Raw genomic sequence first — 24,763 nt, 5'->3', positions numbered from 1 at the left:
CACGGGTAGAATCTACCACAACTCCTCAGACAAGTAGAGCGGTAGCGAGAGGAAGTGCGGCAGATGGTCCAGGTCAGTCGGGCCCCGTTGGCCGATCAGGCGGCGGAGCTGCTGTTGGAGCGCATCCGGGCCGGCGAATGGGCCTTGGGTGCGAAGCTGCCGGGAGAGACCACGTTGGCGCCGCAGCTCGGGGTGGGGCGTTCAACCGTCCGTGAGGCGATCCGTCAGCTCGCCGGCCGCGGTGTTCTCGCCTCACGGCAGGGTGCCGGCGTGTTCGTCACGGCCCTCGACGTGCCGGAGGACTGGGACGTGGTGCTGCGCCGAGCCGACATCACCGCGGTGATCGAGGCGCGCATCGCGATCGAGACCGAGGCCGCGGCCCTCGCCGCCCAGCGCCGCACGCCGGTCGAGCTGCGCGCCATGCGCCGCGCCCTGGCCGAGCGCGAGAGCTGTCGTTCCGGGATCGAGGAGCATGTCGACGCCGACACGGCCTTCCACCGCAGCATCGTCATCGCCGCGCACAACCCGATCCTCACCGAGCTGTTCGACGGCTTCACCCCACGAAGCAGACAGGCGATGATCGAGATGCTGCGCATCCGCGGCAGTTTCGGAGACGCCGCCGACCAAGCCACCCACGAACGCCTGCTGGACGCCGTCGCGGGCGGCGACGCCCAGGCGGCGGCCGAGCTCAGCCGCGCCCATCTCGTCGCGATGAAGGATGCGATGAGCTGACCGCCCCGGGAGATGCCGTCACCTCACGCCTTGCGGACCTGAGGTCCGAGTCGGGGCCGTCGACACCCTCTCGGCCAGCAACATTTGGCCAGCCGCCCGCCGTGGCCCCGCCCGCCGTGACCCTGCCCGCCGTGGCCCCGCCCGCCGTGGCCCCGCCCGCCACGTACCCGCCGCGCATCGCGTGGCCGGTTCAGCCCGTCGCCGGCAGGTCGCGCAGGCAGGACCAGAGCTTCGCGACCGGCCGGTAGCCGAGTCGCGCGTTGACCGCCAGCATCGGCGCGTTCGCCTCGTCGTTCGAGGTGTACGCGCGGGTCACGCCGGCCCTGTGGGCGCGGTGCAGGGCGGCCAGCTTCGCCAGGTGGGCCAGGCCCCGGCCCCGGTACGCCGGCAACGTCGCCGTCATGTCCGACCACATCCGGTCCCCGTCCCGCTTCACCAGGCTGAACGCGACCAGTTCACCGTCGACCTCGACGGCCGTGCTGGCCGTACGGTCCAGCCCGAGGTTGTCCCAGACCTCGTACCGCCAGTTCTCGTAGCCGAGGGCGTCGGCCGGCACGTCATCCGGCTCGTCGGCGCTGGCGGCCACGTGGGCGGCGTGCAGGCGGCGCGGTTCCAGCTCGGTCAACGGAAGCAGCCGTGCCCCGGCGGGGGCGGTGGCCGGTGTCCGGGGCGCGGTCCGCAGGTCGAGCACCGAGTACCGCACCGGGCGGCTGGGGTGGAAGCCGCGCTTCTCGGCGTACGGCAGCGAGTCGGTCGACACGAAGGCGCGAAGCTGCCGGACGCCCAGGGGGCGGAGGTGACCCAGGGCCGCGTCGAACAGCGAACCTCCGATCCCACGCCCCCGGTGCTCCGGGTGGACGTGCAGCATACTCACGTCGCCGAAGCCGGTCACCGAGGTCCGTCCGTGCCGGTACACCGACACCCAGCCCACCACCGTCCGGTCCACTTCGGCCACGAAGGCCGTCCAGTGCTCTCCCGGCGCTGGCTCGCTGATCATCTGGCGGGTCGACTCGACACCCCGTACCAGGTACGGGTGGACGACCGCGCGGAGCGCGACGACGGCTTCCGCGTCATCGGGGCAAGCGGTGCGTACGACGTGGGGATTTGCGGCCATGACCTGGACGGTAGGCGCGGCTCCTGCCAGCGGGCCACCGGTTTGCGGCCCGCCTCCGCCCGCCTCCGCCGTCGTTTCGCGGAAACGGGCCCACCCCCGTGCCCGGATCACCGCCCGATCGGCGAGACCGGTGTCGATCGGTCAGGCGGAGGCGCGCAGCACCAGTTCGGTGGGGAGGATCAAAGCGGGTTCGACGGTCTCGCCGGCGGCTATCCGCAGCACCTGGCGGGTGCCGGCCCGGCCGAGTTCCAGGATCGGCTGCCGGACGGTGGTCAGCGGCGGCTCGGTGTAGGCGGCCGTCTCGATGTCGTCGAAGCCGATCACGGCCACGTCCTGCGGTACCCGCCGTCCGGCCTCGCGGAGCGTCCGCAGGGCGGCGTGCGCCATCAGGTCGCTGGCGGCGAATACGGCGTCCAGGTCGGGGTGCTCGGTGAGCAGCTGCCGCATCGCCGCCGCCCCGGACTCCCGGGTGAAGTCGCCGTACGCCACCAGCTCGGGCAGGCCGGCGGCGACGACAGTGTCCCGGTAGCCGGTGAGGCGTTCGATACCGGCGACCATGTCCTGCGGGCCGGCGATGGTGGCGATCCGCCGCCGGCCGCTCTCGATCAGGTACCGCACCGCGCGGGTCACCCCGCCGACGTGGTCGACGTCGACGTACGGGACCGGGGAGTCGCCGAGCCCGCGCCCGCTGCACACCACCGGGATCCCCAGCCGGGCGAGGCGGGCGGGGAGCGGGTCGGCGCCGTGGAGCGAGGCGAAGAGCACCCCGTCGACGTGCCGGCCGCTGGTGTAGCGCTCCACCCGCTCCCGCCCGGCCGGCGAGCCGGCGAGCATCAGCACGAGCTGCTTGTCGGCGGCCTCCAGCTCCTGGCTGACCCCCCGGATGATGCCGGGGAAGACCTGGTCGTCGGAGAAGACCCGGGTGGCCGCCTCGGGCATGATCAACGCGATCGAGTCGGTCCGCTGGGTGACCAGGCTGCGGGCGGCCAGGTTCGGCACGTACCCCAGCTCGGCCACGGCCTGGTGCACCGCGGCGCGGATCGGCTCGGCGACCGTGGTGGAGCCGTTGACCACCCGTGACACGGTCGCCCGCGACACCCCGGCCCGTCGGGCCACCGCCTCCAGCGTGGGTCGCTGCGCCGTCGTCATCCCCGTCACCACCGCCTCGTCACAGCCCGTTCCGGGAGATCACCTCCTGGTACCACCGGGCGCTGGTCTTCGGGGTCCGCCGCTGGGTCAGGTAGTCGACGTGGACGATCCCGAACCGCTTCCGGTAGCCCTCGGCCCACTCGAAGTTGTCCAGCAGAGACCATACGAGATAGCCGCGCAGGTCCACTCCCCGGCTGATCGCCTCGTGCGCCGCCCGCAGGTGCCCGTCGAGGTAGGCGATCCGGTCGTCGTCGGCCACCCGGCCGTCCTCGGTGCGGGCGGTGTCGGCGAACGCGCCGCCGTTCTCCGTGATCATCAGTGGTACGCCGGGGTAGTCGGTGGCGATCCGCTCCAGCAGCCGGGCCAGCCCGGCCGGCTCGACCAGCCAGCCCATGTCGGTGACCGTGCCGGTCGGCGACAGGAACTCCACCACTCCCTCGGTGCCCGGGAACGTGCCGGCGTCCCCGACCGCGTCGGGCCGCCCGGCGACGTAGGTGGGCTGGTAGAAGTTCAGCCCGAGCAGGTCGATCGGGGCGGCGATGAGCTTTTCGTCGCCGTCGCGGATGAAGGCCGGCTCGACGAACCGGGCGATGTGGGCCAGCATGTCCTCCGGGTAGCCGGCGCGCAGCAGCGGGTCCAGGAAGATCCGGTTCTGCAACCCGTCGACGAGGCGTACCGCGGCGGCGTCGGCCGCGCTCTCCGGATCCGCCGGCTGGACGTCGGCCGGGTTGAGCGTGATCGAGATGGTCTCCGCACCGGCCGTGCGCAGCGCGCGGGCCGCCAGACCGTGCCCGAGCAGCAGGTGGTGCACGGCGGTGAAGGCGGCCCCCGGGTCCTGGACGCCAGGGGCGTGCACCCCGCTGCCGTAGCCGAGGTACGCCGAGCACCACGGCTCGTTGAGTGTGGTCCAGGTGCGCACCCGGTCACCGAGGCGGGCGTACACGGCGGTGGCGTACTCGGCGAAGTGCTCGGCGGTGTCCCGGTTGGTCCAGCCACCCCGGTCCTGGAGGGTCTGCGGCAGGTCCCAGTGGTAGAGCGTGACGATCGGGTCGATACCCCGCTCGGCGAGGGAGTCCACCAGCCGGTCGTAGAAGTCCAGGCCGCGCGGGTTGACCGGGCCGGTGCCGTCCGGGCGGATCCGGGGCCAGGCCACCGAGAACCGGTACGCCTTCAGCCCCAGCTCCGCCATCAGCGCCACGTCGTCGCGGTAGCGGTGGTAGTGGTCGCAGGCCACGTCGCCGGTGTGCCCCTGGAAGACCTTCCCCGGCGTACGGCTGAAGGTGTCCCAGATCGACGGGGTGCGACCGTCGTCGTGGGCCGCGCCCTCGATCTGGTACGCGGCGGTGGCCGCTCCCCAGACGAACCCTTCGGGAAATCGCAGCGTGTTCAAGCCTTGACCGCACCTTCCATGATCCCGCCGATGATCTGGCGGCCGAACAGGACGAAGACGAGCAGCAGGGGCAGGGTGGCGATGGCCGTCCCGGTGAACACCTGCGACATGTCCTGGTAATAGCCGTCCGACAGTGCTCGCAACGATAGTTGCACGGTCGGGTTCTCCGGGTCGTTGAGTACCGCGTACGGCCAGAGGAAGTCGTTCCAGGTGGTCATGAAGGTGAGCAGCCCCAGCACCGCGGCGGCCGGCCGGAGCGCGGGCAGCACCACGTTCCAGTAGATCCGGGCGGTGTTGCAGCCGTCCATCCGGGCCGCCTCGATCAGCTCGGTGCTGACCGCCTGGCCGGCGTACTGCCGCATCATGAAGACGCCGAAGCCGGTGACCAGGGCCGGGACGATCACCGCGGGCAGCCGGTCGTTCCAGTTCAGCTTCGTCATGAGCAGGTAGAGCGGGATGACGCCGAGCTGGGTGGGGACCATCATCGTCGCGACGATCACCAGCAGCAGCGCGTTGCGTCCCTTGAAGCGCAGCTTGGCGAAGGCGAACCCGGCCAGGGTGGAGAAGAAGACCACCGAGACGGTGACCGTGGTGGCCACGATCGCCGAGTTGATCAGACCGGCCAGGAAGTACGCGTCGGTGTTGTCGAAGAGCCGGGCGATGTTCGCCCCGAGGTTGCCCCCCGGGGTGACCGGGGGCGGTACCTGCCCCATCGCGTCGCTGGAGCGGCTCGCCACCACGAACATCCAGTAGATCGGGAAGATCGAGAGGAACCCGGCGACGATCAGCGCCGCGTAGGTGAGTCGGCTGGCCGACCAGAGCCGGTTCATCGGCCGCCCTCCTTCTTCCCGCCGCCGTCGGCCTTCTTCGGCCCGCCGCCGTCGGCCTTCTTCGGCCCGCCGCCGGCGAGCCGACGCAGCATCAGCACGTTGATCGCCGCCACGACCGCGATCAGCGCGAAGAGCAGCCAGGCCACCGCCGAGCCGTAGCCGAAGTTGTAGTGCGGGGCGAAGGCGTTCTCGAACATGTACATGGTCACCGTCTGTGACTCCCGCATCGGTCCGCCCCGGATCGGGTTGGTGCCGGAGTGGAAGAGGCGGGGCTCGGTGAACAGTTGCAGCCCGCCGATGGTGGAGATGATGACGGTGAAGATGATGGTCGGCTTGAGCAGCGGCACCGTGATCGACCAGAACTGCCGGACCCGGTTGGCCCCGTCGATCGCCGCCGACTCGTACAGGTCGCGGGGAATGGCCTGCATCGCGGCCAGGAAGATCAGCGCGTTGTAGCCGGTCCACCGCCAGTCGACCATGGTCGAGATGGCCACCCAGGAGGCGAACCGGTTGGACTTCCAGCCGATCGGGTCGACGCCGACCAGGTCGAGCAGCCAGTTGACCATGCCGAACTCGCGCCCGAAGATCACGCCGAAGACGATCGCCACGGCGGCGGTCGAGGTCACGTTCGGCACCAGCACCGCCATCCGGAACGTGGTCCGGGCCCGCAGCTGCCGGTTGAGCAGGTTCGCCAGCCAGAGTGCGGCGAGCAGCTGCGGGACGGTGGAGATGACGAAGATCCCCAGGGTGTTGACCACCGAGTGCCAGAAGTCGCTGTCGGCCATCAGGCGGCTGTAGTTCTCCAGGCCCACGAAGGTGTGCTCGGTGCCGAGCAGGTCCCAGTCGTGCAGCGACACCCAGAGGGTGTAGCCCAGCGGGTAGAGCCCGAACACCCCGAAGAGCAGGAAGAACGGCGCGATGTAGAGGTACGGTGACCAGCGCTGGTCGATCCGGCTGAGGCGTACCCCCTTCGGGGGCCGGGCCGGTGGGGGCGCCGGGGCCCCCACCGGTGGCCGCTGGAGTCCGACGGTCACTTGTCGGCGGCCTTCTTGGCGTTGTTCACCGCGTCCTTCCAGCCCTCCTCGGGGCTGCGCTGGCCGAGTTCGACGGTGCGGACGGCGTTCTCCACCTCGGTCCGGACCGCCTGGTTCTTCGGGCCCATGTAGACCGGCTTCAGGGTCTTGGCGCCCTCGGCGAAGATCTTTCCGACCGGGGCGTCGGAGAAGTACGGGTTCGTCGAGTCCACGATCGCCGGGTCGTCGAGGGCCTGCGGGGACGACGGCAGCGGGCCCTTGGCCTTGAAGGCGCCGATCTGCCCCTTGGCACTGGTCAGGAACTTGACGAGCTCGATCGCCTCGGCCTGGTGCTTGCTCTGCTTCGGCACGGCCAGGTGCGAGCCGCCCCAGTTGCCGCCCTCGCCGGGCACCCGCGCGATGTCCCACTTGCCCTTGGCGGCCGGACCGGCGTTGCCCTCGATCACTCCGGTCATCCAGGCCGGGCAGGCGATGGTGGCGAACTTGGCCTGCTTGAAGGCGGAGACCCACTCCTCGGACCAGGAGCCGTACTTCCCGGACAGGCCGGAGTCGACGATGTCCATGGTGGTGTCCCACGCCTGGCGGACGGCCGGGTTGCTGTCGACGACCAGCTTGTCGCTGGTGTCGTAGTAGTGGTGGCCCGGTCCGCTGCCGGCGGTCTGGAGCACGATGGTGTTGAAGATGTTGGTCGCCGCGTCGAGGAAGGAGGCGCCGGTGTTCTTCGCCTTGAACTGCTCACCCACCTTGACGTACTCCTGCCAGGTCGGCCAGAGCTTGGAGACCTCGTCCCGCTCGGTGGGCAGGCCGGCCTTGGCGAAGAGGTCCTTGCGGTAGCACATCGCCATGCCGCCCACGTCGGTGCCGAGGCCGATGAGGTGCTTGCCGTCGGCGGTGAGGCCCTGGTTCCACTTCCACTCCAGGAAGTTGCCCTTCAGCTCACCGGCGTCGTGGTCGAGCAGGTTGACGAAGTGGTCGGGGTTGGCCTTGTACTCGACCATCAACCCTTCCTCGATGGCGACCACGTCCCCGGCGCCCTTGCCGGCGGCCAGCCACTGGGTGAGCTTGGGGGAGTACTCGTCCAGGTTCCCGCCGGTACCCCGCTCGACGATCTTGACACCCTTGTGGGTGGCCTCGTACTCCCGGTACAGCTCCTCGTAGCCGAACTGGCCGAAGACGTCGACGGTCAGTGTGATCGGGCCGCCGCCGGCGGGCTCGTCACTCCCGCCGCAGGCGGTGGGGGCGATCAATGCGGTGGCCGCGACCAGGGCGATCGCCGCGAGGCGGCGGCGCGGAATGACACCCATCTGTCTCAGACCCCTCTCAGGTCGGTATGTGCTGCGGCGGGTGGCCGTGAGGCGGTGGTGGTGGTGATGGTGAGAGAGCGCTCTCTGGCAAGAGTGGTGGGTGTCGGGTGCAGTGTCAAGAGAGCGCTCTCAGAGGCTCGACGAAAAAGGCGGGGGCAACGCCCCCGCCTCGCCGTGGCGTTCAGGCCACCCGTAGTCCCGCCAGCAGGGAGCGGTCCCCGGTCACCTCCAGGGTGCCGAAGTCCACCCGTCCCCAGAGCGCCAGCAGCAGGTCGCTGGCGGTGCCCACCGCGTGCACCCGCGCGTGGTGGTCGTCGTGGTCGAGGATGGTGCCGGTGTCGAGCAGGGCCACCCCCTCCCCGCGCAGCCGCAGGAACCACTCCTGCCCCGCGTCGTTCGCCACCAGCTGCACCACCCCGCGCCACTGCCCCGGCGCCGGGCGTCGGCCGGCCGGCAGGAAGGTGTCCAGTACCTCGCTCACCCCGTCGGCGGCGAGCTTCGCCTCGATCGGCTCACCGGCCGCGATGGCGAGCTGCGCGTCCCAACGGTGGACAGCGGTGTCGTGTGCCGTCCGGCGCAGCCAGAAACCGGCCCGCTTCGGCTGCGGTGCCCAGTTCCACGCCGGCGCCTCCGGGTCCAGGCCGTCGAAGAGCGTTAGCAACCGCTCGTACGACTCCTGCCAGACCCGCGCGGGGGTCGAGCCGGCGGGCACCTCGGGCCGCTCCGGACGCGGTGCCGCCGGCGCGCCGGCGTGGCCCGCGGCGATGCGCTCCTGGGCGAACCGGTAGACCCCGGCGAGGTCCAACGCGAGGTCGGTGACCGTCCAACCGGGGCGGGAGAGGACAGGCGTCTCCGGCGGCGCCTCGGCCACGGCGGCGGCGAACGCCGGGCCCTCCGTCCGGAGCGCGCCGATCCAGAAATCCTTGCTGACGTGCATTCTGCTCATCGCGATCCTCCCGGGGTGACCGTGGCACCTGTGCCGTGTCACGGTTGTTCCCCAGCCTAGGGTGAAAGGCGTGCCAGACGTCTACGCCCAGCCGACAGCCGACACCGATTCCGCCGACGACCGTTCCCTGGCGAGATACACCACCCTGCGGCTCGGTGGGGCGGCGGATCGGCTCGTGACCGCTGCCAGCGCCGAGGAGATCGTACAGAGGGTCCAGGAGGCGCGCCGACGTGACGAGCCGGTGCTCCTCCTCGCGGGCGGCAGCAACGTGGTGATCGGCGACGTCGGGTTCGCCGGCACCGTCGTCCTCGTCCGCTCCCGGGGCTTCCGGATCGTCGCCGAGGACGCCGACACGGTGACGGTCCGGGTCGAGGCCGGCGAGCCCTGGGACGACCTGGTCGCCACCACGGTCGCCAACGGTTGGTCCGGGGTGGAGTGCCTCTCCGGCATCCCCGGCTCGGCCGGCGCCACCCCGATCCAGAACGTCGGCGCGTACGGCCAGGAGGTCGCCGAGACGGTCACCGGCGTCCAGGTGTACGACCGCCACGACGGCAGCCTCGGTCGGATCGACGCTTCCGACTGTGGGTTCGCGTACCGGTCCAGTGTCTTCCGGTACAGCGACCGCTGGGTGGTGCTCTCGGTCGACTTCCGGCTGCACCGCTCGCCGCTGTCCACCCCGGTCCGCTACGCCGAACTGGCCCGGGCCCTCGGTGTCGAGGTCGGCGACCGGGTGCCGCTGGCCGACGCCCGGGACACGGTTCGCCGGCTGCGGGCCGGCAAGGGCATGGTGCTCGACCCGGCCGACCCGGACACCCGCTCGGTGGGCTCCTTCTTCACCAACCCGGTGCTCGACCGCGCCGCGTACGAGATGCTCCGCGAGCGCGCCGCCGACCTCGGCGAGCCGCCGTCCTGGCCCGGCGCGGGGGACGTGGTCAAGGTCAGCGCCGCCTGGCTCATCGACAAGGCCGGCTTCGCCAAGGGGCACCCTGGGCCGGAGGGGGTCGCCATCTCCGGCAAGCACACCCTGGCGCTCACCAACCGGTCCGGCACGGCCCGCGCCGCCGCCCTGATCGAGCTGGCGCGGGAAATCCGGGACGGGGTGCACGACCGCTTCGGCGTCACCCTGCACCCGGAACCCGTCCTGGTGAACTGCACCGTCTGACGAGGCCGACGGGTCGAGGTGCGCCGGGTCCGATCGAGGTGCTCCGAGGTGGTAGCAGGGGACCCTTGTTACCGCTTTCTGATGAGCAGGGGTCCCCTGCAACCACCCGGCGGGAGGCTGTCAGCGGGGAGCAACGGCGGACCACGGGACGGTGAGTTCGCCGAGTCGCCAGCGGCGGGGACGGTCGAGCAGCGGCCAGCCCGCCTCCCGCAGCCCGGCCACCGTCCGCGTCCAGCGCTGCCGGGGGCCGAAGGGGGCGTACGCCGCCGCCGCCCGCCAACCGTCGTCGAGCGCCCGGAGCAGATCGTGCACCCGTTCACCGGGGACGTTGCGGTGGATCAGCGCCTTGGGCAGCCGCTCCGCCAGGGTGGCCGGGGTGTCCAGGGTGCCCAGCCGGGCGGCCAGGGTGAGCGAGCGTGGGCCGTCGGCGTCGAGCAGCACCCAGCCGCCGAGCCGGCCCAGCTCGTCGCAGGTCCCCTCGACCAGCAACCCGCCCGGGGCGAGCGCGGCGGTCATCGTCCGCCAGGCGGCGGCGACGTCGCGTTCGTCGTACTGGCGGAGCACGTTGAACGCGCGGACCAGGGCGGGTCGGAGTCCGGCCAGCTCGAACCCGCCCCGGGCGAAGGTGAGCCGGGGCGGGTCGGCGGCGGGCGCGGCGGCGGCCACCCGGGCCGGGTCGATCTCCAGGCCGACCAGCCGTACGTCGGAGCGGACGCCGGCCGCCAGCCGGGCCCGCAGTTCCACGGCGGTGACCGGTGCCGCGCCGTAACCCAGGTCGACCACCAGCGGGTCGGCCGCCGAGCGGAGCCGGTCACCGCAGGTCGCGACGATCCAGTTGTCCACCCGGCGGAGCCGGTTCGGGTTGGTCGTTCCCCGGGTGACCACGCCCTGGGGCCGCTGCGTCACTAGACCACCCGGTGCACCTTGTGCTGGGCGGCCTGCGCCAGCGGCCGGACCACCAGGCGGTCCACGTTGACGTGCCGGGGGCGGGTGGCGCACCAGGCGATGCAGTCCGCGACGTCCTCGGCGACCAACGGCTCGGCCACGCCGGCGTAGACCGCCGCCGCGCGCTCGGTGTCGCCGTCGAACCGGACGAGGGAGAACTCGTCGGTCCGTACCATGCCGGGATCGATCTCGATCACCCGGATCGGCCGGCCGCAGAGTTCCAGCCGGAGTGTTCCGGCGACCGCGGTCTGGGCGTGCTTCGCCGCGGTGTAGCCGCCCCCACCCTCGTAGACGCCGAGCCCGGCGGTGGAGCTGACGATGACGATGGTGCCGCCCCCGGAGGACTCCAGGGCGGGTAGGACCGCCTGCGTCACGCGGAGCGTGCCGAGCACGTTCACGTCGTACATCCACTGCCAGTCGCCGACCGAGCCGGACTCCACCGGGTCGAGCCCCCGGGCGCCCCCGGCGTTGTTGACCAGCAGGGTGACCGGCCCGGGGCCCCGCTCGGCGGCGGAGGCCAACCCGGCGACCGACTCGTCGGAGGTCACGTCGCAGGCGACGGCGGTGGCCGAACCGCCCGCGGCGGCGATGTCGGCGACCAGGTCGGCCAGCCGGTCGGTCCGCCGGGCGGCGGCGAGCACGTGGAAGCCCTCGGTGGCGAGGCGGCGGGCGGTGGCCGCGCCGATCCCGCTCGACGCTCCGGTGACGATGGCGACAGGGGTCATCAGGCCATTGTCGTCCCCGATCCGCCGCGCGCCCCGCGCGGCCCGGATCCGCCCGGCGGTGTCGGGATGACCTCCGTCACCGATGAGGTCCGTCACGCTCGCCGACCGCCACGACACATTTCCCGACGCTGATCGGGAAGATGGGATCCGGCGTGCGGGTTGATGCGAGAAGCGCCGGTAGTGCGGACGGCATTCACCGTGGGTTGAGGGAGCGGACGTGGCGGAGATGCACACCGGTGTCGGTCGTCAGCGCGGTGCCCGTCCGTGGCCCCGGCCCCGGCGTATCGCCACGATCTCCGTACACACCTCACCGCTGCACCAACCGGGCACCGGTGACGCGGGCGGGATGAACGTCTACGTCGTGGAGGTCGCCCGCCGGCTCGCCGCCGCCGGTGTCGAGGTCGACATCTTCACCCGGGCCACCTCCGGCGACCTGCCACCGGTGGTCGAGATGGCGCCCGGGGTGCACGTCCGGCACGTCACGTCCGGTCCGCTGGGGGGGCTCACCAAGGAGGAGCTTCCCGGCCAGCTCTGCGCCTTCACCGCCGGGGTGCTGCGTGCCGAGGCGGCCCGTCCGCCCGGCTGGTACGACCTCATCCACTCCCACTACTGGCTCTCGGGGCAGGTCGGCTGGCTGGCCAAGGAGCGCTGGGGGGTGCCGCTGGTGCACACCGCGCACACCCTGGCCAAGGTGAAGAACGCCCAGCTCGCCGCCGGGGACCGGCCCGAACCGAAGGCCCGGGTGATCGGCGAGGAACAGGTCGTCGCGGAGGCGGACCGACTGGTCGCCAACACCCGGGTCGAGGCCGGTGACCTGATCGACCGGTACGACGCCGCACCGGCCCGGGTCACCGTGGTAGAACCCGGCGTCGACCTGGACCGGTTCCGCCCCGCCACGGGCGACCCGGCCCTCGCCCGGCGCGCCGCCCGGCTCCGGCTCGGCCTGCCCACGGAGGGGTACGTGGTCGCCTTCGTCGGCCGGATCCAACCGTTGAAGGCGCCGGACGTGCTGGTGCGCGCGGTCGCCGCGTTGCGCGCCCGCGATCCGTTCCTCGCCGACCAGGTGACCGTGGCCATCGTGGGCGGCCCCAGCGGCAGTGGCCTGGACCGGCCCACCTCGTTGATCGAGCTGGCCGCCACCCTCGGGGTCACCGACCGGGTCCGCTTCCTGCCGCCGCGCACCGGGGACGATATGCCGGCCCTGTACCGGGCCGCCGACCTGGTCGCGGTGCCGTCGTACAACGAGTCTTTCGGCCTGGTGGCTTTGGAGGCGCAGGCCTGCGGTACGCCGGTGGTGGCGGCGGCCGTCGGCGGTCTGGTGACCGCGGTCCGCGACCAGGTCAGCGGGGTGCTGGTCGACGGCCACGACCCCGCCGCCTGGGCCGGTACGTTCGGCCAGCTGCTGCCGGACCGGCCCCGGCTGACGGCGCTGGCCCGGGGCGCGGTACGACACGCCGCGCACTTCTCCTGGGACCGGACGGTGCACGGGCTCCTCGCCGTCTACCGGGAGACGATCGCCGACTACCGGGACCGGCTCACCTCCGAGCTGGCCGCCGACTCGGCGGTGTTCTCCTGCGGCTGACCCGCCGTCCCCCGGTGGACCGGAGGGGCCGGGCGGTGAACGGGGCGGTGCCGGAGCTGCGGTCGTAGAGTGGGGTCGATGAGCGCGAAGAGCGAGGTTGCCGCCCTGATCGAGGCGTACTGCGCGGAACGGGAGCTGGAGTACGAGGCGACCGGCCCCGCGTCGTACGCGGTCACCCTGCCCGGCACCCACAAGCTGAAGACGATCTGCAACCTCATCGTGGGCGACCACGCGCTGCGCGTCGAGGCGTTCGTGATGCGCCAGCCGGACGAGCGGCGCGAGGAACTCTGGGCCTGGCTGCTGCAACGCAACGCCCGCATGTACGGGGTGTCCTTCTCCATCGACACCGTCGGCGACGTGTACCTGACCGGCCGGGTCAACCTCGCCGGGCTGGACGCCGACGAGCTGGACCGGCTCCTCGGCGCGGTGCTGACCTACGCGGACGAGTCGTTCGACACGATGCTGGAGATCGGCTTCGGCACGGCGATCCGCCGGGAGTGGGAGTGGCGGGTCAAGCGGGGCGAATCGACCCGGAACCTCGACGCGTTCGCGCACCTCTTCGCCCCGTCCGCCAGCACCGGTGAACCGTTACCCCCCGCCGGCGGCTGACGGCGAGGTCGCTCCACCAGGGCGCAGGTCCGGCGGTTCGGATCCGGTCTGACGGGTATGCCGCACCGCGGTGCGGCACGGGGACCCACCGCGATGACGGACTGTCGAGGAGCGTGAGCATCCCATGGCTCAGCGGAACAGCTCTGGTCGCGGGGGGGCCGCGACGACGACGAGGCGACGGGCGGGGGGTCGGCAGACCGCCGCGTCGGATGTCGCGCAGCTCCGGGTGGACGAGATCCGCAAGCGGCTGCGGGCGTACGGGGTCTCGGGTATCTCCCGGCTGCGCAAGCCGGAACTCGTGCAGGCGCTGGTGAAGGCGGAGCGGAGCGGCGGCGCCGGCAAGCGGAGCACCGGGCCGTCCGGACGGGCGGCCACGGGCGGCCGGCGGAGCGCGCCGGCACGGGCCGCGTCCACCCGCGCCAAGCAGGGCGGGCCGGAACGGACGACGCGGGCGGCGGCGACGCCGACCCGCGCGGCGACCCGTACCGGACGGGCCTCGTCCCGGTCGGTCCGGTCGTCCCAGCTGATCGAGTCGACCGCGGACCGGCCGGAGCGCCCCGGGCGCAGTCTGGTCACCGCCAACCACGAGGTGATCCAGCGTTGGGCGCGGGCGCGCGGAGCGAAGCCGGCCACCATCGCCGGTACAGAGCGCGACGGTCGGGCCGGGGTGCTGACGTTCGACTTCCCCGGCTACCGGGAGAGCCGGCGGCTGCGCCAGATCACCTGGAACGAGTGGTTCCGGACCTTCGACGAGCGGCGGCTCAACCTCATCTACCAGGAACAGTTGCGGGACGGCCGACCCAGCAACTTCTTCCGGACCGAGTCACCCGATCGGGAAGACGCGTGACTCGTTTACCGGAATGCGGGGCGGGTATGCCGATGTTGTCAACGGTGGAGTCAGGTAACCGGCTGTGACCGGTGAGACAGTCGGAAACGGTTGTCTTCGGAAACTGACCCAACTAGCTTTATTGCCCTACGCCACGCTTGGAAACGTTCGGGGGAGCGGCGGATCGAGCAGATCCGCGCACCAGGTGTGACGTAGGGGACGGGTGGAGCAACGCCGTTGGGGGACGGCGTCCACCTGTTGAACCGGCGGCGCGAGCGGGCGACGCTTACGGGGGTGAGTGTCGCCCGCCGCCGCCGGGTGACCACGCGGGCGTTCAATCCGACCAGGTCGGGCTGGACGCCCGCTGTCGCGTCCGGGGCCCCGCCGGGTCCAGCCGACCCCGCGGAGGCGGTCCAGCGCTTCAGGCCCCGCGGAGGCGGTCAAGGCGGCGGTCCAGCCGGTCCGACCCCGCGGAGGCGGTCCGGCCGGTCCGACCGCGCGGAGGCGGTCCTGCGGTCCCGGTCAGCGGGCGGTGGAGGGTTCGGCCGGGGCGGTCGCCGCCGCCTCCGCGGCCTGCGGGGCGGGTGGCACGAGGAGAGTGGCCGGCTCGGCCGGCGTGACGGCCGGCGGGCGCAACGCGACGGCCCGGCGTTCCCGGGCCGGCCCGGAGAGCAGGTGGGCGGCGGCGGTGACCCCGCCGATCGCGGCGCAGCCCAGCCAGAGCGTGACGTTGCCCGCCTCCTGCCGGACCAGGCCGCCGAGGATCGGCGCAGCGGCCCCGGCGATCTGCCAGGAGAGCGAGAACACGCCCTGGTAGCGGCCGCGCAGCTCGGCCGGGGAGAGTTCGGCGATCAGCGTGGAGTTCGACGGGGAGTTGAGCATCTCGCCGAGCGTCCAGATCAGCACGGTGAGCCCGTAGAACCAGGCCGCTTCGGCGAAGGCGGTCAGCCCGAAGCCGACGGCCATCACGACCGAGGCGAGGGCGAGCACGTGGGAGCGGCTGCGACCCCGGATCAGCCGGGGGACGAAGAGCTGCCCCGCCACGATCAGGACGCCGTTGAGCGCGATCACCGACCCGTACGTCGAGGTGGAGAGGCCGTCCTCGCCCATGGCGATCGGCAGCATCGAGATGTGCTGGAGGAAGACCAGTGCGCTGAGCAGGTTGAGCGCCACGAAGCCGAGGTAGATCCGGTCGGTGAGGATGGTGCGCAGGGCACCTCGGGACACGGTCGCGCCGTTGCTGGGCACGGCCACGCTCGGCTGCCGGGTCTCCCGTACCTTGACGAAGATGACCAGGGCGGTGGTCAGCGTGGTGGCGGCGTCGACCACGAAGAGCAGCAGGTAGTCGACCTCGGCGGCGAGCCCGGCGAGCACGGCGGCGCTGGCGAAGCCGAGGTTGATGGCCCAGTAGTTGAGCGAGAAGGCGCGTAGCCGGTCCCGCTCCGGCACCACGTCGATCATCATCGCCCCGAAGGCCGGCCGGGAGGCCTCGGCGAAGAGGCCGAGCAGGAGTGCCCCGGTGGCCATCGCCCACAGCGGGCGGGCGAAGCCCAGCGCCAGCATCATGCTGGCCGCGCCGACGTGGGCGGTGAGCAGGGTCGGCTTACGCCCCCAACGGTCGGTGAGCATCCCGCCGATGGTCGTGCCGACCGCGCCACCCACACCCCAGAGCCCCAGCACCAGGCCGGCCTGGAGTTCGGAGAAGCCGCGCTCCTGGGTCAGGTAGATCGCGAGGAAGATCAGGACGAACGAACCGAGCCGGTTGATCAGGGTGCCGGCCCAGAGATACCAGAAGGTGGCGGGTAGGCCGCCGGTCGTCTCCCGGAACCAGCCCCGTACCGTCCGCACGCTCGCGCCCCCCGATTTCGTAATGACCGTTCCCTCTGTGGTGCCTTACGCAACCTAGTCCCGCGTCCCCGCGCAGGTCATCCGCTTTTCCACGTGGTGGTCGTCACCGCCTCCCGCCGCGTGTCCGGCCCACGGTTCGGGCAGGATGATCCCCATGACTGCGAGCGAAGGGCCCACGGTCGGGACGCTGGTCCTGCTGCGGCACGGCGAGAGCGACTGGAACGCCAAGAACCTCTTCACCGGCTGGGTCGACGTCGACCTCACCGCCAAGGGTGAGGCCGAGGCGCGCCGCGGCGGCGAGCTGCTGCGCGAGCACGGCCTGCTCCCCGACGTCGTGCACACCAGCCTGCTGCGCCGGGCGATCCGTACCGCCGAGCTGGCGCTGCACGCCGCCGACCGGCACTGGATCGCGACGCGTCGGTCGTGGCGGCTCAACGAGCGCCACTACGGCGCCCTCCAGGGCAAGAACAAGAAGCAGACCCTCGACGAGTACGGCGAGGAGCAGTTCATGCTCTGGCGCCGCTCGTACGACACCCCGCCGCCGCCGATCGACGACGCCGACGAGTGGTCGCAGGTTGGCGACCCCCGGTACGCGCTGCTGCCCACCGAGCTGATGCCGCGCACCGAGTGCCTCAAGGACGTCGTCGAGCGCATGCTGCCGTACTGGTACGACTCGATCGTGCCGGACATCCTCGCCGGCCGGACGGTGCTGGTGGCGGCGCACGGCAACTCGCTGCGCGCCCTGGTCAAGCACCTGGACCAGGTCTCCGACGAGGCGATCGCCAAGCTGAACATCCCCACCGGGATCCCGCTGCGCTACGACCTCGACCCGCAGCTGCGTCCGCTCACGCTGGGTGGCACCTATCTCGACCCGACCGCCGCCAGGGACGCCGCTGCGGCTGTCGCCAACCAGGGCCGCTGACCGCTCCCGCAGCTCGACCCCGCTCGACGCCGCTCGCCTGGGTGGTAGCAGGGGTCCCTTGTTACCGCTTTTTGGGTAGCAGGGGGCCCCTGCAACCACCCGGGGCGGGCGGTGCTCAGACCGTCTCGCCGGTGACCAGGTAGACCACGTGCTCGCCGGCGTTCACCGCGTGGTCGGCGAAGCGCTCGTAGAACCGGCCCAGCAGCGTGGCGTCGATCGCCGTCTCGACCCCGTACGGCCAGGCATCGTCGAGCAGCACCCCGAAGAGGCTGCGGTGCAGGTCGTCCATGGCGTCGTCGTCGCGGTCCAGTTCGGCGGCGAGGTCCGCGTCCGGGTCCGCCAGCACCGAGCCGATCTTCCCGGCCATCCGGTCCGCGATCTCGGCCATGTCGGTGAAGATCGGTCGCAGTTCGGCGGGAACGGCGGGGGAGGGGTGCCGCCGCAGCGCGGTCTTGGCGACGTGGTCGGCGAGGTCACCCATCCGTTCCAGGTCGGCTGCGACGTGCAGCGCGGTGATCACCGCGCGCAGGTCCGAGGCGACCGGGGCCTGCCGGGCGAGCAACTCGCAGACCCGCTCCTCGACGTCCCGGTAGAGACCGTCGATCTCGGCGTCCCGCACGATCACGACCTCGGCGGCCCTCCGGTCGGCGGTGAGCAGCGCCCGGGTGGCCTGCCGCATGGCGGCGCGGATTCCCTCGGCCATGTCCACGAGCAGCTGGCCGACGCTCTGCAGGTCGGCGCGGAACTCGTCACGCATCGTCACGTCCCTGTGGTCTGATGCCGCCCCTGCGGTCGCGGCGGCGCGGGTGGGTGCGGCCAACCGTAGGGCCGGGGAGGCGGAGCCGAGGTGAACCTCGGTGAACGTCCACCGTCAGGACGGTGAACACTCCCGGAAGTGAGAGTGATTCGCCCCATTCTGCACGGTTGCCAGGTGAACAGTGACCCTACGATCGCCGGGTGGACTGGGCAACGACGGTCGGCGCGGTGCTGGCCCTGGTGATCGGGCTGGTCATCGGGCTCCTGCTGGCCCGGTACGCCCTTCGGCCGCGCGCCCCGCGCACGGGCGCCGCAGGACCCGGGTGGAACACGGCAGGGAGGACCGCGATGCCCGACGACCAGCAGGCAGGCCTCTCCGGGCTCGGCCGGAGAACGATCGACTCGCTCCGGGCCGGCGTGGTCGTGCTCGACGCCGACGACCAGCCGGTGCTGGTCAACCCGGCGGCCCGGGCGATGGGGCTGCTCCGGACCGGTACCACCCCAGGATCGATGGCGGCCCACCCGTTGATCCGTACCCTGGCGGGGCAGGTGCGGCGCACCGGCGTGCGCCGCGAAATCGAGCTCGACCTGCCCCGGGGTCGCCACAACGTCGGACCGGACCCGCTCGGGGTGCACCTGCGGGCGATGGGCATCGGCGGTGGTCACGTGGCCGTCGAGGCCGTCGACGTGACCGAGTCGCACCGCCTCGCCCGGGTCCGCCGCGACTTCGTGGCCAACGTCAGCCACGAGCTGAAGACCCCGATCGGCGCGCTGCAACTGCTCGCCGAGGCCCTGCTGGACGCCACCGAACCGGCTGGACCGAGCATCGCCGGAGCGGCCGGTCCGACCGACGCCGACCGTTCGGCGGACGTGGCGGCCGCCCGCCGGTTCGCCGAACGGATCCAGCACGAGTCGACCCGACTGGGGCGGCTGGTGCAGGAGCTGCTGGAGCTGACCCGGTTGCAGGGCGCCGAGCCGCAGCCCGCCCCCGAACCGGTGGCGGTGGACTGGGTCGTCGCCGAGGTGCTCGACCGGACGCGTACCACGGCCGCCGCCCGCCGGGTGGCCGTCGCCGTCGCGGGCGAGCGGGGCCTGACCGTGTACGGCAACGACAACCAGATCGCCACGGCCGTGGCGAACCTGGTGGAGAACGCGATCATCTACTCCGGCGAGGACACCACGGTCACCGTCACGGTCGGTAGCGGCGACGAGCACGTCCAGATCGCTGTCGCGGACCAGGGCATCGGTATCGCCCCGACCGACGTGGACCGGATCTTCGAACGGTTCTACCGTGCCGACCAGGCCCGTTCCCGCTCCACCGGTGGCACCGGCCTGGGTCTGGCCATCGTCAAGCACATCGCCAGCAACCATGGCGGACGGGTCGAGGTGTCGAGCACTCTTGGTGGTGGCTCGACGTTCACCCTCCGGCTGCCCGCCCGTCCGCCGGACGACCTGGCGGCGACACTCCAGTCCGCTGAGATCGAGGCCGGCCCGGCCGAGCTCCGGCAGGTCTGACCGTACCGAAAGGAAAACCCCTGGTGAGCCGCGTTCTGGTGGTCGAGGACGAGGAGTCCTTCTCCGACGCCCTGTCGTACATGCTCCGGAAGGAGGGCTTCGAGGTGTCGGTCGCCGCGACCGGGACGTCCGCCCTCACCGAGTTCGACCGGACGGGCGCGGACATCGTCCTGCTCGACCTGATGCTCCCGGAGATGTCCGGTACGGAGGTGTGCCGTCAGCTCCGCCAGCGGTCCCACGTGCCGATCATCATGGTCACCGCCCGGGACAGCGAGATCGACAAGGTGGTCGGCCTGGAGATCGGGGCGGACGACTACGTCACCAAGCCGTACTCGCCCCGGGAGCTGGTCGCCCGGATCCGGGCGGTGCTGCGGCGGCAGAGCGTCGAGGCCGCCGAGCCCGGTGGGCCGACGCTGGCCGCCGGCCCGGTCCGGATGGACATCGAACGGCACGTGGTGACCGTCGACGGTGCGCCGGTGCAGCTGCCGCTCAAGGAGTTCGAGCTGCTGGAGCTGCTGCTGCGTAACGCCGGCCGGGTGCTCACCCGGGGCCAGTTGATCGACCGGGTCTGGGGCGCGGACTACGTCGGCGACACCAAGACCCTCGACGTGCACGTCAAGCGGCTGCGCTCGAAGGTCGAGCCGGAGCCGTCCGCGCCGCGCTACATCATCACGGTGCGTGGCCTCGGCTACAAGTTCGAGCCGTAGACGGAACGGGTGAGGTGGCAGCAGGAGTGGTAGCAGGGGTCCCCTGCTCCTCAAAAAGCGGTAACAGGGGACCCCTGCTACCACCTCAGCAGCGCTCAGGCCGGGCTGGCCGGGTGGGGGGCGACCAGGCCCTGCCGATGGCGTGCCGCGCACAGTTCGGCGAGCCTCACGTATGCGGGCTCGCCGATCAGCGCGGTCAGCTCCGGCCCGTACGACAGGTACATCGGCTCGCCGCCGACGTGTGCCTCCGGCGACGAGGTGCACCACCAGTCCAGGTCGTGCCCGCCGGAGCCCCAGCCCCGCCGGTCGAACTCGGCCAGCGTGGTCACCAGCACCTTGGTGTTGTCCGGCCGCTTGCTCCACTCCTGGTCCCGCCGGATCGGCAGCTGCCAGCAGACGTCCGGCTTGTACTCCAGCGGATGCGCCCCGTCCCGCAGCGCCTGGGCGTGCAGCGCGCACCCGCCCCCGGCCGGGAAGTCGGCGTCGTTGAGGAAGACGCACGGGCCGTCGACGCTCCGGGTGGCGGTCCGCCGGGCCGGGTTGTCGCCGTCGATGGTGTCCACCTCGGTCCAGTTCTTGAACCCGCGCCGGTGGTGCTGCCAGGTCTGCGGCGTCAGCCGCTTCGCGGCGGCCCGCACCCGCTTCTCGTCGTCGGCGTCGGTGAAGAACGCGCCGTGCGAGCAGCATCCGTCCGCGGCCCGACCGGCGACGATGCCGTGACAGCCCCGGCCGAAGACACACGTCCAGCGGGAGAGCAGCCAGGTCAGGTCCGCACGGACGACGTGCCGGTCGTCGGCCGGGTCGACGAACTCGATCCACTCACGGGGGAAATCCAGCGGCACCTCCCGGCTGCGGGGGTCCACCGGGTCGTCCACCAGGACTCGGATCTCCATCCGGCCAGCCTACGCCGGGTGCGGCCAGCCGGCTGGCGAGCCGCGTCCGCGTACGGGCTTTAGGGTCATCACCATGCGACTGGGTGTCCTCGACGTCGGTTCCAACACGGTCCACCTGTTGGTGGTGGACGCGCACCGCGGTGCCCACCCGTGGCCGGCGCACTCCGAGAAGGTGGTGCTCCGCCTCGCCGAGCAGCTCGGGCCGGACGGGGCGCTGACCCGGGCCGGGGCGGACGCGCTGGTCGAGGCGGTCGAGGCGGCGCGCCAGGCGACCGCCGACCTGGCCACCGACGACCTGATCGCCTTCGCCACCTCCGCCGTCCGCGACGCCACCAACGCCACCGAGGTGCTGGCCCGGGTCCGGGACGAGGCCGGCGTACGCCTGGAGGTGCTGGCCGGGGCGGACGAGGCGCGGCTGACCTTCCTGGCGGTGCGGCGGTGGTTCGGCTGGTCCGCCGGCCGGCTGCTGGTGCTGGACATCGGCGGCGGCTCGCTGGAGGTGGCCGCCGGGATCGACGAGGACCCGGACGTGGCGGTGTCCCTGCCGCTCGGCGCGGGTCGGCTGACCCGTGAGCGGCTCGGAGTCGACCCGAGCACCGCCACCCCGCCCTCGCCCGAGGTCGTCGACGAGCTGCGGGAGTACGTCGACACGATGCTGGACCCGGTGGTCGAGCAGATGACGCGGGTGGGTTGGGAACGGCCGGTCGCCACCTCCAAGACGTTCCGGACCCTGGCCCGGCTGGCCGGGGCGGCCCCGTCCAGCGCCGGTCTCTGGGCACCCCGTCGGCTCACCCGTACCGGGCTGCGCCAGGTGCTCACCTTCATCCGGCACATCCCGCCGGTTCAGCTCGCCGGTGTGGAGGGGGTCAGCGCCGGCCGTTCGCACCAGCTCCTGGCCGGGGCGGTGGTGGCCGAGGCGGTGCTCCGCCGGCTGGACGTCGAGGCCCTGGACGTCTGCCCCTGGGCGCTGCGGGAGGGGGTCATCCTCCGCCGGCTGGATCAGCTCGAGTCAGTGTAATTTCGGACTTGGAATGTTACGAGTGATTTGCGACTGCTCGTCACGATGCCGCCGTCGGCGCGGGCTACCCTGGTTGACGTGACTTCCCGCGTCCCGGTGCTCCTCTCCAGCTCCTCGGTCTTCCCCGAGCCGACCGCGGCGGCGTTCCAGTTGGCTGCGGCGCTCGGCTACGACGGCGTCGAGGTGATGGTCTGGACGGATGCCGTCAGCCAGGACGCCGGTGCGCTGCGCGGTCTCGCGGCGCACTACGGCGTGCCGGTCCTGTCGGTGCACGCGCCCTGCCTCCTGGTCACCCAGCGGGTGTGGAGCCCCGACCCGTGGGAGCGGCTACGGAAGGCGGCCGAGCTGGCCGAGAGCCTGGAAGCCCCGACCGTGGTCGTCCACCCACCCTTCACCTGGCAGCGCGACTACGCCCGGGGCTTCGCCGACGGCATCGCGGAGATCGGCCAACGGCACGGCGGGCTGCGGTTCGCGGTGGAGAACATGTACCCGGTGCGGATGGCGGGACGGCAGTTCGTGCCGTACCTGCCCGGCTGGGACCCGACCGACACGGGGTACGACGCGTACACCCTCGACCTGTCGCACTGCGCCGCCTCGCACACCGACGCGCTGGCGATGGCCGACCGGATGGGTGACCGGCTGGCCCACGTCCACCTCGGCGACGGCACCGGCGAGGGGCGCGACGAGCACCTGGTGCCGGGGCGCGGCACCCAGCCCTGCGCCGGGCTGCTCTCCTCGCTGGCCGGCCGGGGCTTCACCGGTTCGGTGGCGGTGGAGGTGGCCACCCGGGGCGCGAAGAGTCGCGCGGTCCGCGAGGCCGACCTGCGTGCCGCCCTCGACTTCGCCCGCCAGCACCTCGCCGCCCCCTCTCCGGTCGACGCCTGACTCAGCCGGCCGCGCCCGAGCCGGCTGAGCCGCGCCGCGTAGCCGTGTCCGCGGGGTCTGGGCACGCCGGGTCTGGGCACGCCGGGCCTGGGCACGCCGGGCCTGGGCACGCCGGACCTGGACGTGGCGGGTCAGCTGACCGGCGTGAGGGGCTGCTCGACGGTGGCGGCGCGCTTGCGGGCCCGGTGGGCGGCCACGTGGGACCGGGTGGCGCAGCGCTCCGAGCAGAACCGCCGGCAGCAGTTGGACGACGTGTCCAGGTACACGTTGCCGCACCGCTCGTCGGCGCAGACTCCGAACCGGGCGCTGCCGTATTCGCAGAGCCACACCGCCAGCCCCCAGACCGCGCCGGCCAGGTAGTCGACGGCGACCGAGGCGCCCCGGCTCGCCGGGTGCATGTGCCAGTCGCTGGAATCGTGCCCGGAGATGTGCGGGTGCACCGGGTACGTCTCCAGCAGGGCGTTCAGCTCGGCGACGGCCTCGGCGTCCTGGCCGGAGGCGCCGTACTCGAAGACACCACGCAGCCGTTTCCGTGCCCGGCGGAAGGTCGCCAGATCCCGTTCCGTGATCTCTTCGCGCAGCCCCGCGTCGTCACCGGGGAGCAGGGATTGCAGGTCGTCGAGGTCGTCCAGGCGGGCGTTGACGAGGTCAACGCCGTTCCGGGCGTACGCGTCGAAGTTCACCCCCCAACGGTAGACGACTCGTCAGGTGCGTGGCGCATCGATGTAGTGGGGCAGGAACCGGGCGTAGCCGTCGGTGATCAGGCTCTCGCTCTCCCGGATGCCCGCGCCGGCCGACTCGCCGTCGACGATCCAGCTGCCCAGCACCACCCGGTTTCCGGCGAACTCCGGCAGTGCCCGGAACTCCTGGTAGCACCAGCCCTCGTCGCCGTAGATGCCCGGGTTGCTGATCTCGGCACCGCCGGCCGTGACGATCCGGACCGACCCACCCTCCCGGCCGAGCAGGGGCTTGACCACGTACTCGTCCATCCCCCGGGGCGAGTCGAGGTACGCCGGGAGCAGCAGCTCGTGCCCGGGGTACAGCTCCCAGAGGACGGCCAGCAGCGCCTTGTTGGAGAGCAGCAGCTTCCAGGCGGGCTCGATCCAGGTGGTCGGCGTGCCCGGCTCCAGGGCGAGCCGCCCGTACGGCTCGGCGACCATCCACTCCCAGGGGTAGAGCTTGAAACAGGTGGTGATCGGCCGGTCGAACCGGTCGACGAAGCGGCGGCCGTCCCAGCCGATCTCCTGGATCGGCATCAGCTCGGCCTTGAGCCCGGCCTGCCGGGCACACTCGGCGAGGTAGCCGGCGGTCATCTGGTCCTCGCCGGAGTCCTCCTCCCGCGACCAGAACACGTGCACGGTGGGGTCGTGCAGGCCCCGCCCGATCCGGTGCCAGGCGCCCACCAGCCGTTCGTGCAGGCTGTTCCACTGGTCCAGGTCGGGCCGGGTCTGCTCCAGCCAGTACCACTGGATGATGCCCGCCTCGACCAGGCTGGTGGGGGTGTCGGCGTTGTACTCCAGCAACTTCGGCGGCCAGGAGCCGTCGTACCAGAGGTCGAACCGGCCGTAGAGGCTGGGCGGTCGCTCGCGCAGCGACCGGGCCACCGCCTCGGCCGCCCACGCCGGGATGCCGAAGTCGGCGTACCGGTGGCGGGCCACCACGTGCTCGGCGGTGGCGACCGACATCCGGTGCAGCTCCTCGGTCGCCTCCTCCAGCCGGAGCACCTCGGCCAGGTCGAAGGCGTACGCCGCGGTCTCGTCCCAGTACGACATGAGTTCGCCGTCGGGCAGCTCGGTCTCGGCGTAGACCAGCCCCTGCTCGCGGATCGTCTCCCACCAGCCGGGCCGGGGCGCGCGGGTCTCCCGGCGCAC

At 72.2% G+C, this 24,763-nt stretch carries 24 protein-coding genes; 10 read left to right on the top strand and 14 right to left on the bottom strand.

Annotated elements, in window-relative coordinates; all coding sequences use genetic code 11:
* The first annotated feature begins 63 nt into the window (after nt 1–63).
* On the top strand, nt 64–732 hold the full coding sequence (locus GA0074694_RS03615) for a FadR/GntR family transcriptional regulator (RefSeq protein ID WP_091458595.1): 669 nt from the start codon (nt 64–66) through the stop codon (nt 730–732).
* Between the two features lie 190 nt (nt 733–922).
* Here the strand turns inward: GA0074694_RS03615 and GA0074694_RS03610 are convergent, their stop codons facing one another.
* The 7 genes from GA0074694_RS03610 to GA0074694_RS03580 form a co-directional block, all read right to left on the bottom strand.
* Nucleotides 923–1,846: a GNAT family N-acetyltransferase gene (locus GA0074694_RS03610; protein WP_091452374.1), complete on the bottom strand. Its 924-nt coding sequence runs from the start codon at nt 1,844–1,846 to the stop codon at nt 923–925.
* A 141-nt stretch (nt 1,847–1,987) separates the two neighbouring features.
* Complete coding sequence (locus tag GA0074694_RS03605) at nt 1,988–2,995, bottom strand: LacI family DNA-binding transcriptional regulator (protein WP_091452370.1); 1,008 nt, start codon at nt 2,993–2,995, stop codon at nt 1,988–1,990.
* Nucleotides 2,996–3,014: 19 nt separating this feature from the next.
* Nucleotides 3,015–4,385 carry a GH1 family beta-glucosidase gene (locus GA0074694_RS03600; RefSeq protein ID WP_091452367.1) on the bottom strand — a complete coding sequence of 457 codons (1,371 nt, stop codon included), beginning with the start codon at nt 4,383–4,385 and terminating at the stop codon, nt 3,015–3,017.
* A complete protein-coding gene (locus GA0074694_RS03595) occupies nt 4,382–5,215 on the bottom strand; it encodes a carbohydrate ABC transporter permease (RefSeq protein ID WP_091452364.1) in 834 nt (277 codons plus the stop codon). The genes GA0074694_RS03600 and GA0074694_RS03595 overlap by 4 nt, the downstream gene beginning before the upstream one ends.
* Complete coding sequence (locus GA0074694_RS03590) at nt 5,212–6,249, bottom strand: carbohydrate ABC transporter permease (RefSeq protein ID WP_091452361.1); 1,038 nt, start codon at nt 6,247–6,249, stop codon at nt 5,212–5,214. Before GA0074694_RS03590 ends, GA0074694_RS03595 begins: the two co-directional genes overlap by 4 nt.
* A complete protein-coding gene (locus GA0074694_RS03585) occupies nt 6,246–7,553 on the bottom strand; it encodes an ABC transporter substrate-binding protein (RefSeq protein WP_091452358.1) in 1,308 nt (435 codons plus the stop codon). The genes GA0074694_RS03590 and GA0074694_RS03585 overlap by 4 nt, the downstream gene beginning before the upstream one ends.
* Nucleotides 7,554–7,734: 181 nt before the next feature.
* On the bottom strand, nt 7,735–8,499 hold the full coding sequence (locus tag GA0074694_RS03580) for a maleylpyruvate isomerase N-terminal domain-containing protein (protein WP_091452355.1): 765 nt from the start codon (nt 8,497–8,499) through the stop codon (nt 7,735–7,737).
* Between the two features lie 70 nt (nt 8,500–8,569).
* On the opposite strand from GA0074694_RS03580, the gene GA0074694_RS03575 reads away from it, so the two are divergent.
* Nucleotides 8,570–9,661 (top strand): UDP-N-acetylmuramate dehydrogenase, encoded by a 1,092-nt coding sequence (locus GA0074694_RS03575; RefSeq protein WP_091452352.1) that lies wholly within the window; start codon nt 8,570–8,572, stop codon nt 9,659–9,661.
* 120 nt (nt 9,662–9,781) lie between these two features.
* Here GA0074694_RS03575 and GA0074694_RS03570 read toward each other — a convergent pair whose 3' ends face one another.
* Both GA0074694_RS03570 and GA0074694_RS03565 read right to left on the bottom strand, forming a co-directional pair.
* Entirely contained in the window at nt 9,782–10,567 is a 786-nt protein-coding gene (locus tag GA0074694_RS03570) for an SAM-dependent methyltransferase (RefSeq protein ID WP_091452349.1), read from the bottom strand.
* Nucleotides 10,567–11,331, bottom strand: a complete 765-nt coding sequence (locus tag GA0074694_RS03565) for an SDR family oxidoreductase (protein WP_091458594.1) — start codon at nt 11,329–11,331, stop codon at nt 10,567–10,569. The genes GA0074694_RS03570 and GA0074694_RS03565 overlap by 1 nt, the downstream gene beginning before the upstream one ends.
* A 217-nt stretch (nt 11,332–11,548) precedes the next feature.
* Between GA0074694_RS03565 and mshA the strand changes: the two genes are divergently transcribed.
* From mshA to GA0074694_RS03550, 3 genes are all read left to right on the top strand, one after another.
* Nucleotides 11,549–12,913 (top strand): D-inositol-3-phosphate glycosyltransferase, encoded by a 1,365-nt coding sequence (gene mshA / locus GA0074694_RS03560; RefSeq protein WP_091452346.1) that lies wholly within the window; start codon nt 11,549–11,551, stop codon nt 12,911–12,913.
* A gap of 78 nt (nt 12,914–12,991) precedes the next feature.
* Complete coding sequence (locus GA0074694_RS03555) at nt 12,992–13,522, top strand: type III secretion system chaperone family protein (protein WP_091452344.1); 531 nt, start codon at nt 12,992–12,994, stop codon at nt 13,520–13,522.
* 124 nt (nt 13,523–13,646) lie between these two features.
* Nucleotides 13,647–14,369, top strand: coding sequence for a hypothetical protein (locus tag GA0074694_RS03550; RefSeq protein ID WP_091452340.1), 723 nt, complete (start codon nt 13,647–13,649; stop codon nt 14,367–14,369).
* A 501-nt stretch (nt 14,370–14,870) separates the two neighbouring features.
* Here the strand turns inward: GA0074694_RS03550 and GA0074694_RS03545 are convergent.
* On the bottom strand, nt 14,871–16,196 hold the full coding sequence (locus GA0074694_RS03545) for an MDR family MFS transporter (protein WP_091452337.1): 1,326 nt from the start codon (nt 16,194–16,196) through the stop codon (nt 14,871–14,873).
* Between the two features lie 154 nt (nt 16,197–16,350).
* Here GA0074694_RS03545 and GA0074694_RS03540 point away from each other — a divergent pair, with 154 nt between their 5' ends.
* Nucleotides 16,351–17,118 carry a phosphoglyceromutase gene (locus tag GA0074694_RS03540; protein WP_091452333.1) on the top strand — a complete coding sequence of 256 codons (768 nt, stop codon included), beginning with the start codon at nt 16,351–16,353 and terminating at the stop codon, nt 17,116–17,118.
* A 115-nt stretch (nt 17,119–17,233) separates the two neighbouring features.
* Here the strand turns inward: GA0074694_RS03540 and phoU are convergent, their stop codons facing one another.
* Complete coding sequence (gene phoU, locus GA0074694_RS03535; RefSeq protein WP_091452330.1) at nt 17,234–17,875, bottom strand: phosphate signaling complex protein PhoU; 642 nt, start codon at nt 17,873–17,875, stop codon at nt 17,234–17,236.
* Nucleotides 17,876–18,075: 200 nt separating this feature from the next.
* On the opposite strand from phoU, the gene GA0074694_RS03530 reads away from it, so the two are divergent.
* Together GA0074694_RS03530 and GA0074694_RS03525 are read left to right on the top strand one after the other, a co-directional pair.
* Nucleotides 18,076–19,389, top strand: a complete 1,314-nt coding sequence (locus tag GA0074694_RS03530) for a sensor histidine kinase (protein WP_176737763.1) — start codon at nt 18,076–18,078, stop codon at nt 19,387–19,389.
* 23 nt (nt 19,390–19,412) lie between these two features.
* Nucleotides 19,413–20,096 carry a response regulator transcription factor gene (locus GA0074694_RS03525; RefSeq protein WP_091452327.1) on the top strand — a complete coding sequence of 228 codons (684 nt, stop codon included), beginning with the start codon at nt 19,413–19,415 and terminating at the stop codon, nt 20,094–20,096.
* A gap of 95 nt (nt 20,097–20,191) precedes the next feature.
* Here GA0074694_RS03525 and GA0074694_RS03520 read toward each other — a convergent pair whose 3' ends face one another.
* Entirely contained in the window at nt 20,192–20,989 is a 798-nt protein-coding gene (locus GA0074694_RS03520) for a DUF3109 family protein (protein WP_091452323.1), read from the bottom strand.
* A gap of 73 nt (nt 20,990–21,062) precedes the next feature.
* On the opposite strand from GA0074694_RS03520, the gene GA0074694_RS03515 reads away from it, so the two are divergent.
* Together GA0074694_RS03515 and GA0074694_RS03510 are read left to right on the top strand one after the other, a co-directional pair.
* Entirely contained in the window at nt 21,063–22,007 is a 945-nt protein-coding gene (locus GA0074694_RS03515) for a Ppx/GppA phosphatase family protein (RefSeq protein WP_091452320.1), read from the top strand.
* A 78-nt stretch (nt 22,008–22,085) separates the two neighbouring features.
* Nucleotides 22,086–22,892 (top strand): sugar phosphate isomerase/epimerase family protein, encoded by an 807-nt coding sequence (locus GA0074694_RS03510; protein ID WP_176737762.1) that lies wholly within the window; start codon nt 22,086–22,088, stop codon nt 22,890–22,892.
* A gap of 131 nt (nt 22,893–23,023) precedes the next feature.
* Here GA0074694_RS03510 and GA0074694_RS03505 read toward each other — a convergent pair whose 3' ends face one another.
* Nucleotides 23,024–23,575 (bottom strand): CGNR zinc finger domain-containing protein, encoded by a 552-nt coding sequence (locus GA0074694_RS03505; protein WP_091452317.1) that lies wholly within the window; start codon nt 23,573–23,575, stop codon nt 23,024–23,026.
* A 21-nt stretch (nt 23,576–23,596) separates the two neighbouring features.
* The gene (locus GA0074694_RS03500; protein WP_091452315.1) at nt 23,597–24,763 is read right to left on the bottom strand and encodes a glutathionylspermidine synthase family protein; all 1,167 of its coding nucleotides are present in this window, start codon (nt 24,761–24,763) and stop codon (nt 23,597–23,599) included.

The sequence above is a fragment of the Micromonospora inyonensis genome (genome assembly GCF_900091415.1).
GTDB classification, from domain to species: domain Bacteria; phylum Actinomycetota; class Actinomycetes; order Mycobacteriales; family Micromonosporaceae; genus Micromonospora; species Micromonospora inyonensis.
This window is presented reverse-complemented; position numbering and strand designations above follow the sequence as displayed.

Coding starts and splice junctions, on each gene's coding strand:
- phoU (WP_091452330.1), bottom strand. CDS start 17,875: ATGCGTGACGAGTTCCGCGCCGACCTGCAGAGCGTCGGCCAGCTGCTC.
- GA0074694_RS03540 (WP_091452333.1), top strand. CDS start 16,351: ATGACTGCGAGCGAAGGGCCCACGGTCGGGACGCTGGTCCTGCTGCGG.
- GA0074694_RS03520 (WP_091452323.1), bottom strand. CDS start 20,989: ATGGAGATCCGAGTCCTGGTGGACGACCCGGTGGACCCCCGCAGCCGG.
- GA0074694_RS03580 (WP_091452355.1), bottom strand. CDS start 8,499: ATGAGCAGAATGCACGTCAGCAAGGATTTCTGGATCGGCGCGCTCCGG.
- GA0074694_RS03615 (WP_091458595.1), top strand. CDS start 64: ATGGTCCAGGTCAGTCGGGCCCCGTTGGCCGATCAGGCGGCGGAGCTG.
- GA0074694_RS03605 (WP_091452370.1), bottom strand. CDS start 2,995: ATGACGACGGCGCAGCGACCCACGCTGGAGGCGGTGGCCCGACGGGCC.
- GA0074694_RS03555 (WP_091452344.1), top strand. CDS start 12,992: ATGAGCGCGAAGAGCGAGGTTGCCGCCCTGATCGAGGCGTACTGCGCG.
- GA0074694_RS03585 (WP_091452358.1), bottom strand. CDS start 7,553: ATGGGTGTCATTCCGCGCCGCCGCCTCGCGGCGATCGCCCTGGTCGCG.
- GA0074694_RS03550 (WP_091452340.1), top strand. CDS start 13,647: ATGGCTCAGCGGAACAGCTCTGGTCGCGGGGGGGCCGCGACGACGACG.
- GA0074694_RS03515 (WP_091452320.1), top strand. CDS start 21,063: ATGCGACTGGGTGTCCTCGACGTCGGTTCCAACACGGTCCACCTGTTG.
- GA0074694_RS03610 (WP_091452374.1), bottom strand. CDS start 1,846: ATGGCCGCAAATCCCCACGTCGTACGCACCGCTTGCCCCGATGACGCG.
- GA0074694_RS03565 (WP_091458594.1), bottom strand. CDS start 11,331: ATGACCCCTGTCGCCATCGTCACCGGAGCGTCGAGCGGGATCGGCGCG.
- GA0074694_RS03595 (WP_091452364.1), bottom strand. CDS start 5,215: ATGAACCGGCTCTGGTCGGCCAGCCGACTCACCTACGCGGCGCTGATC.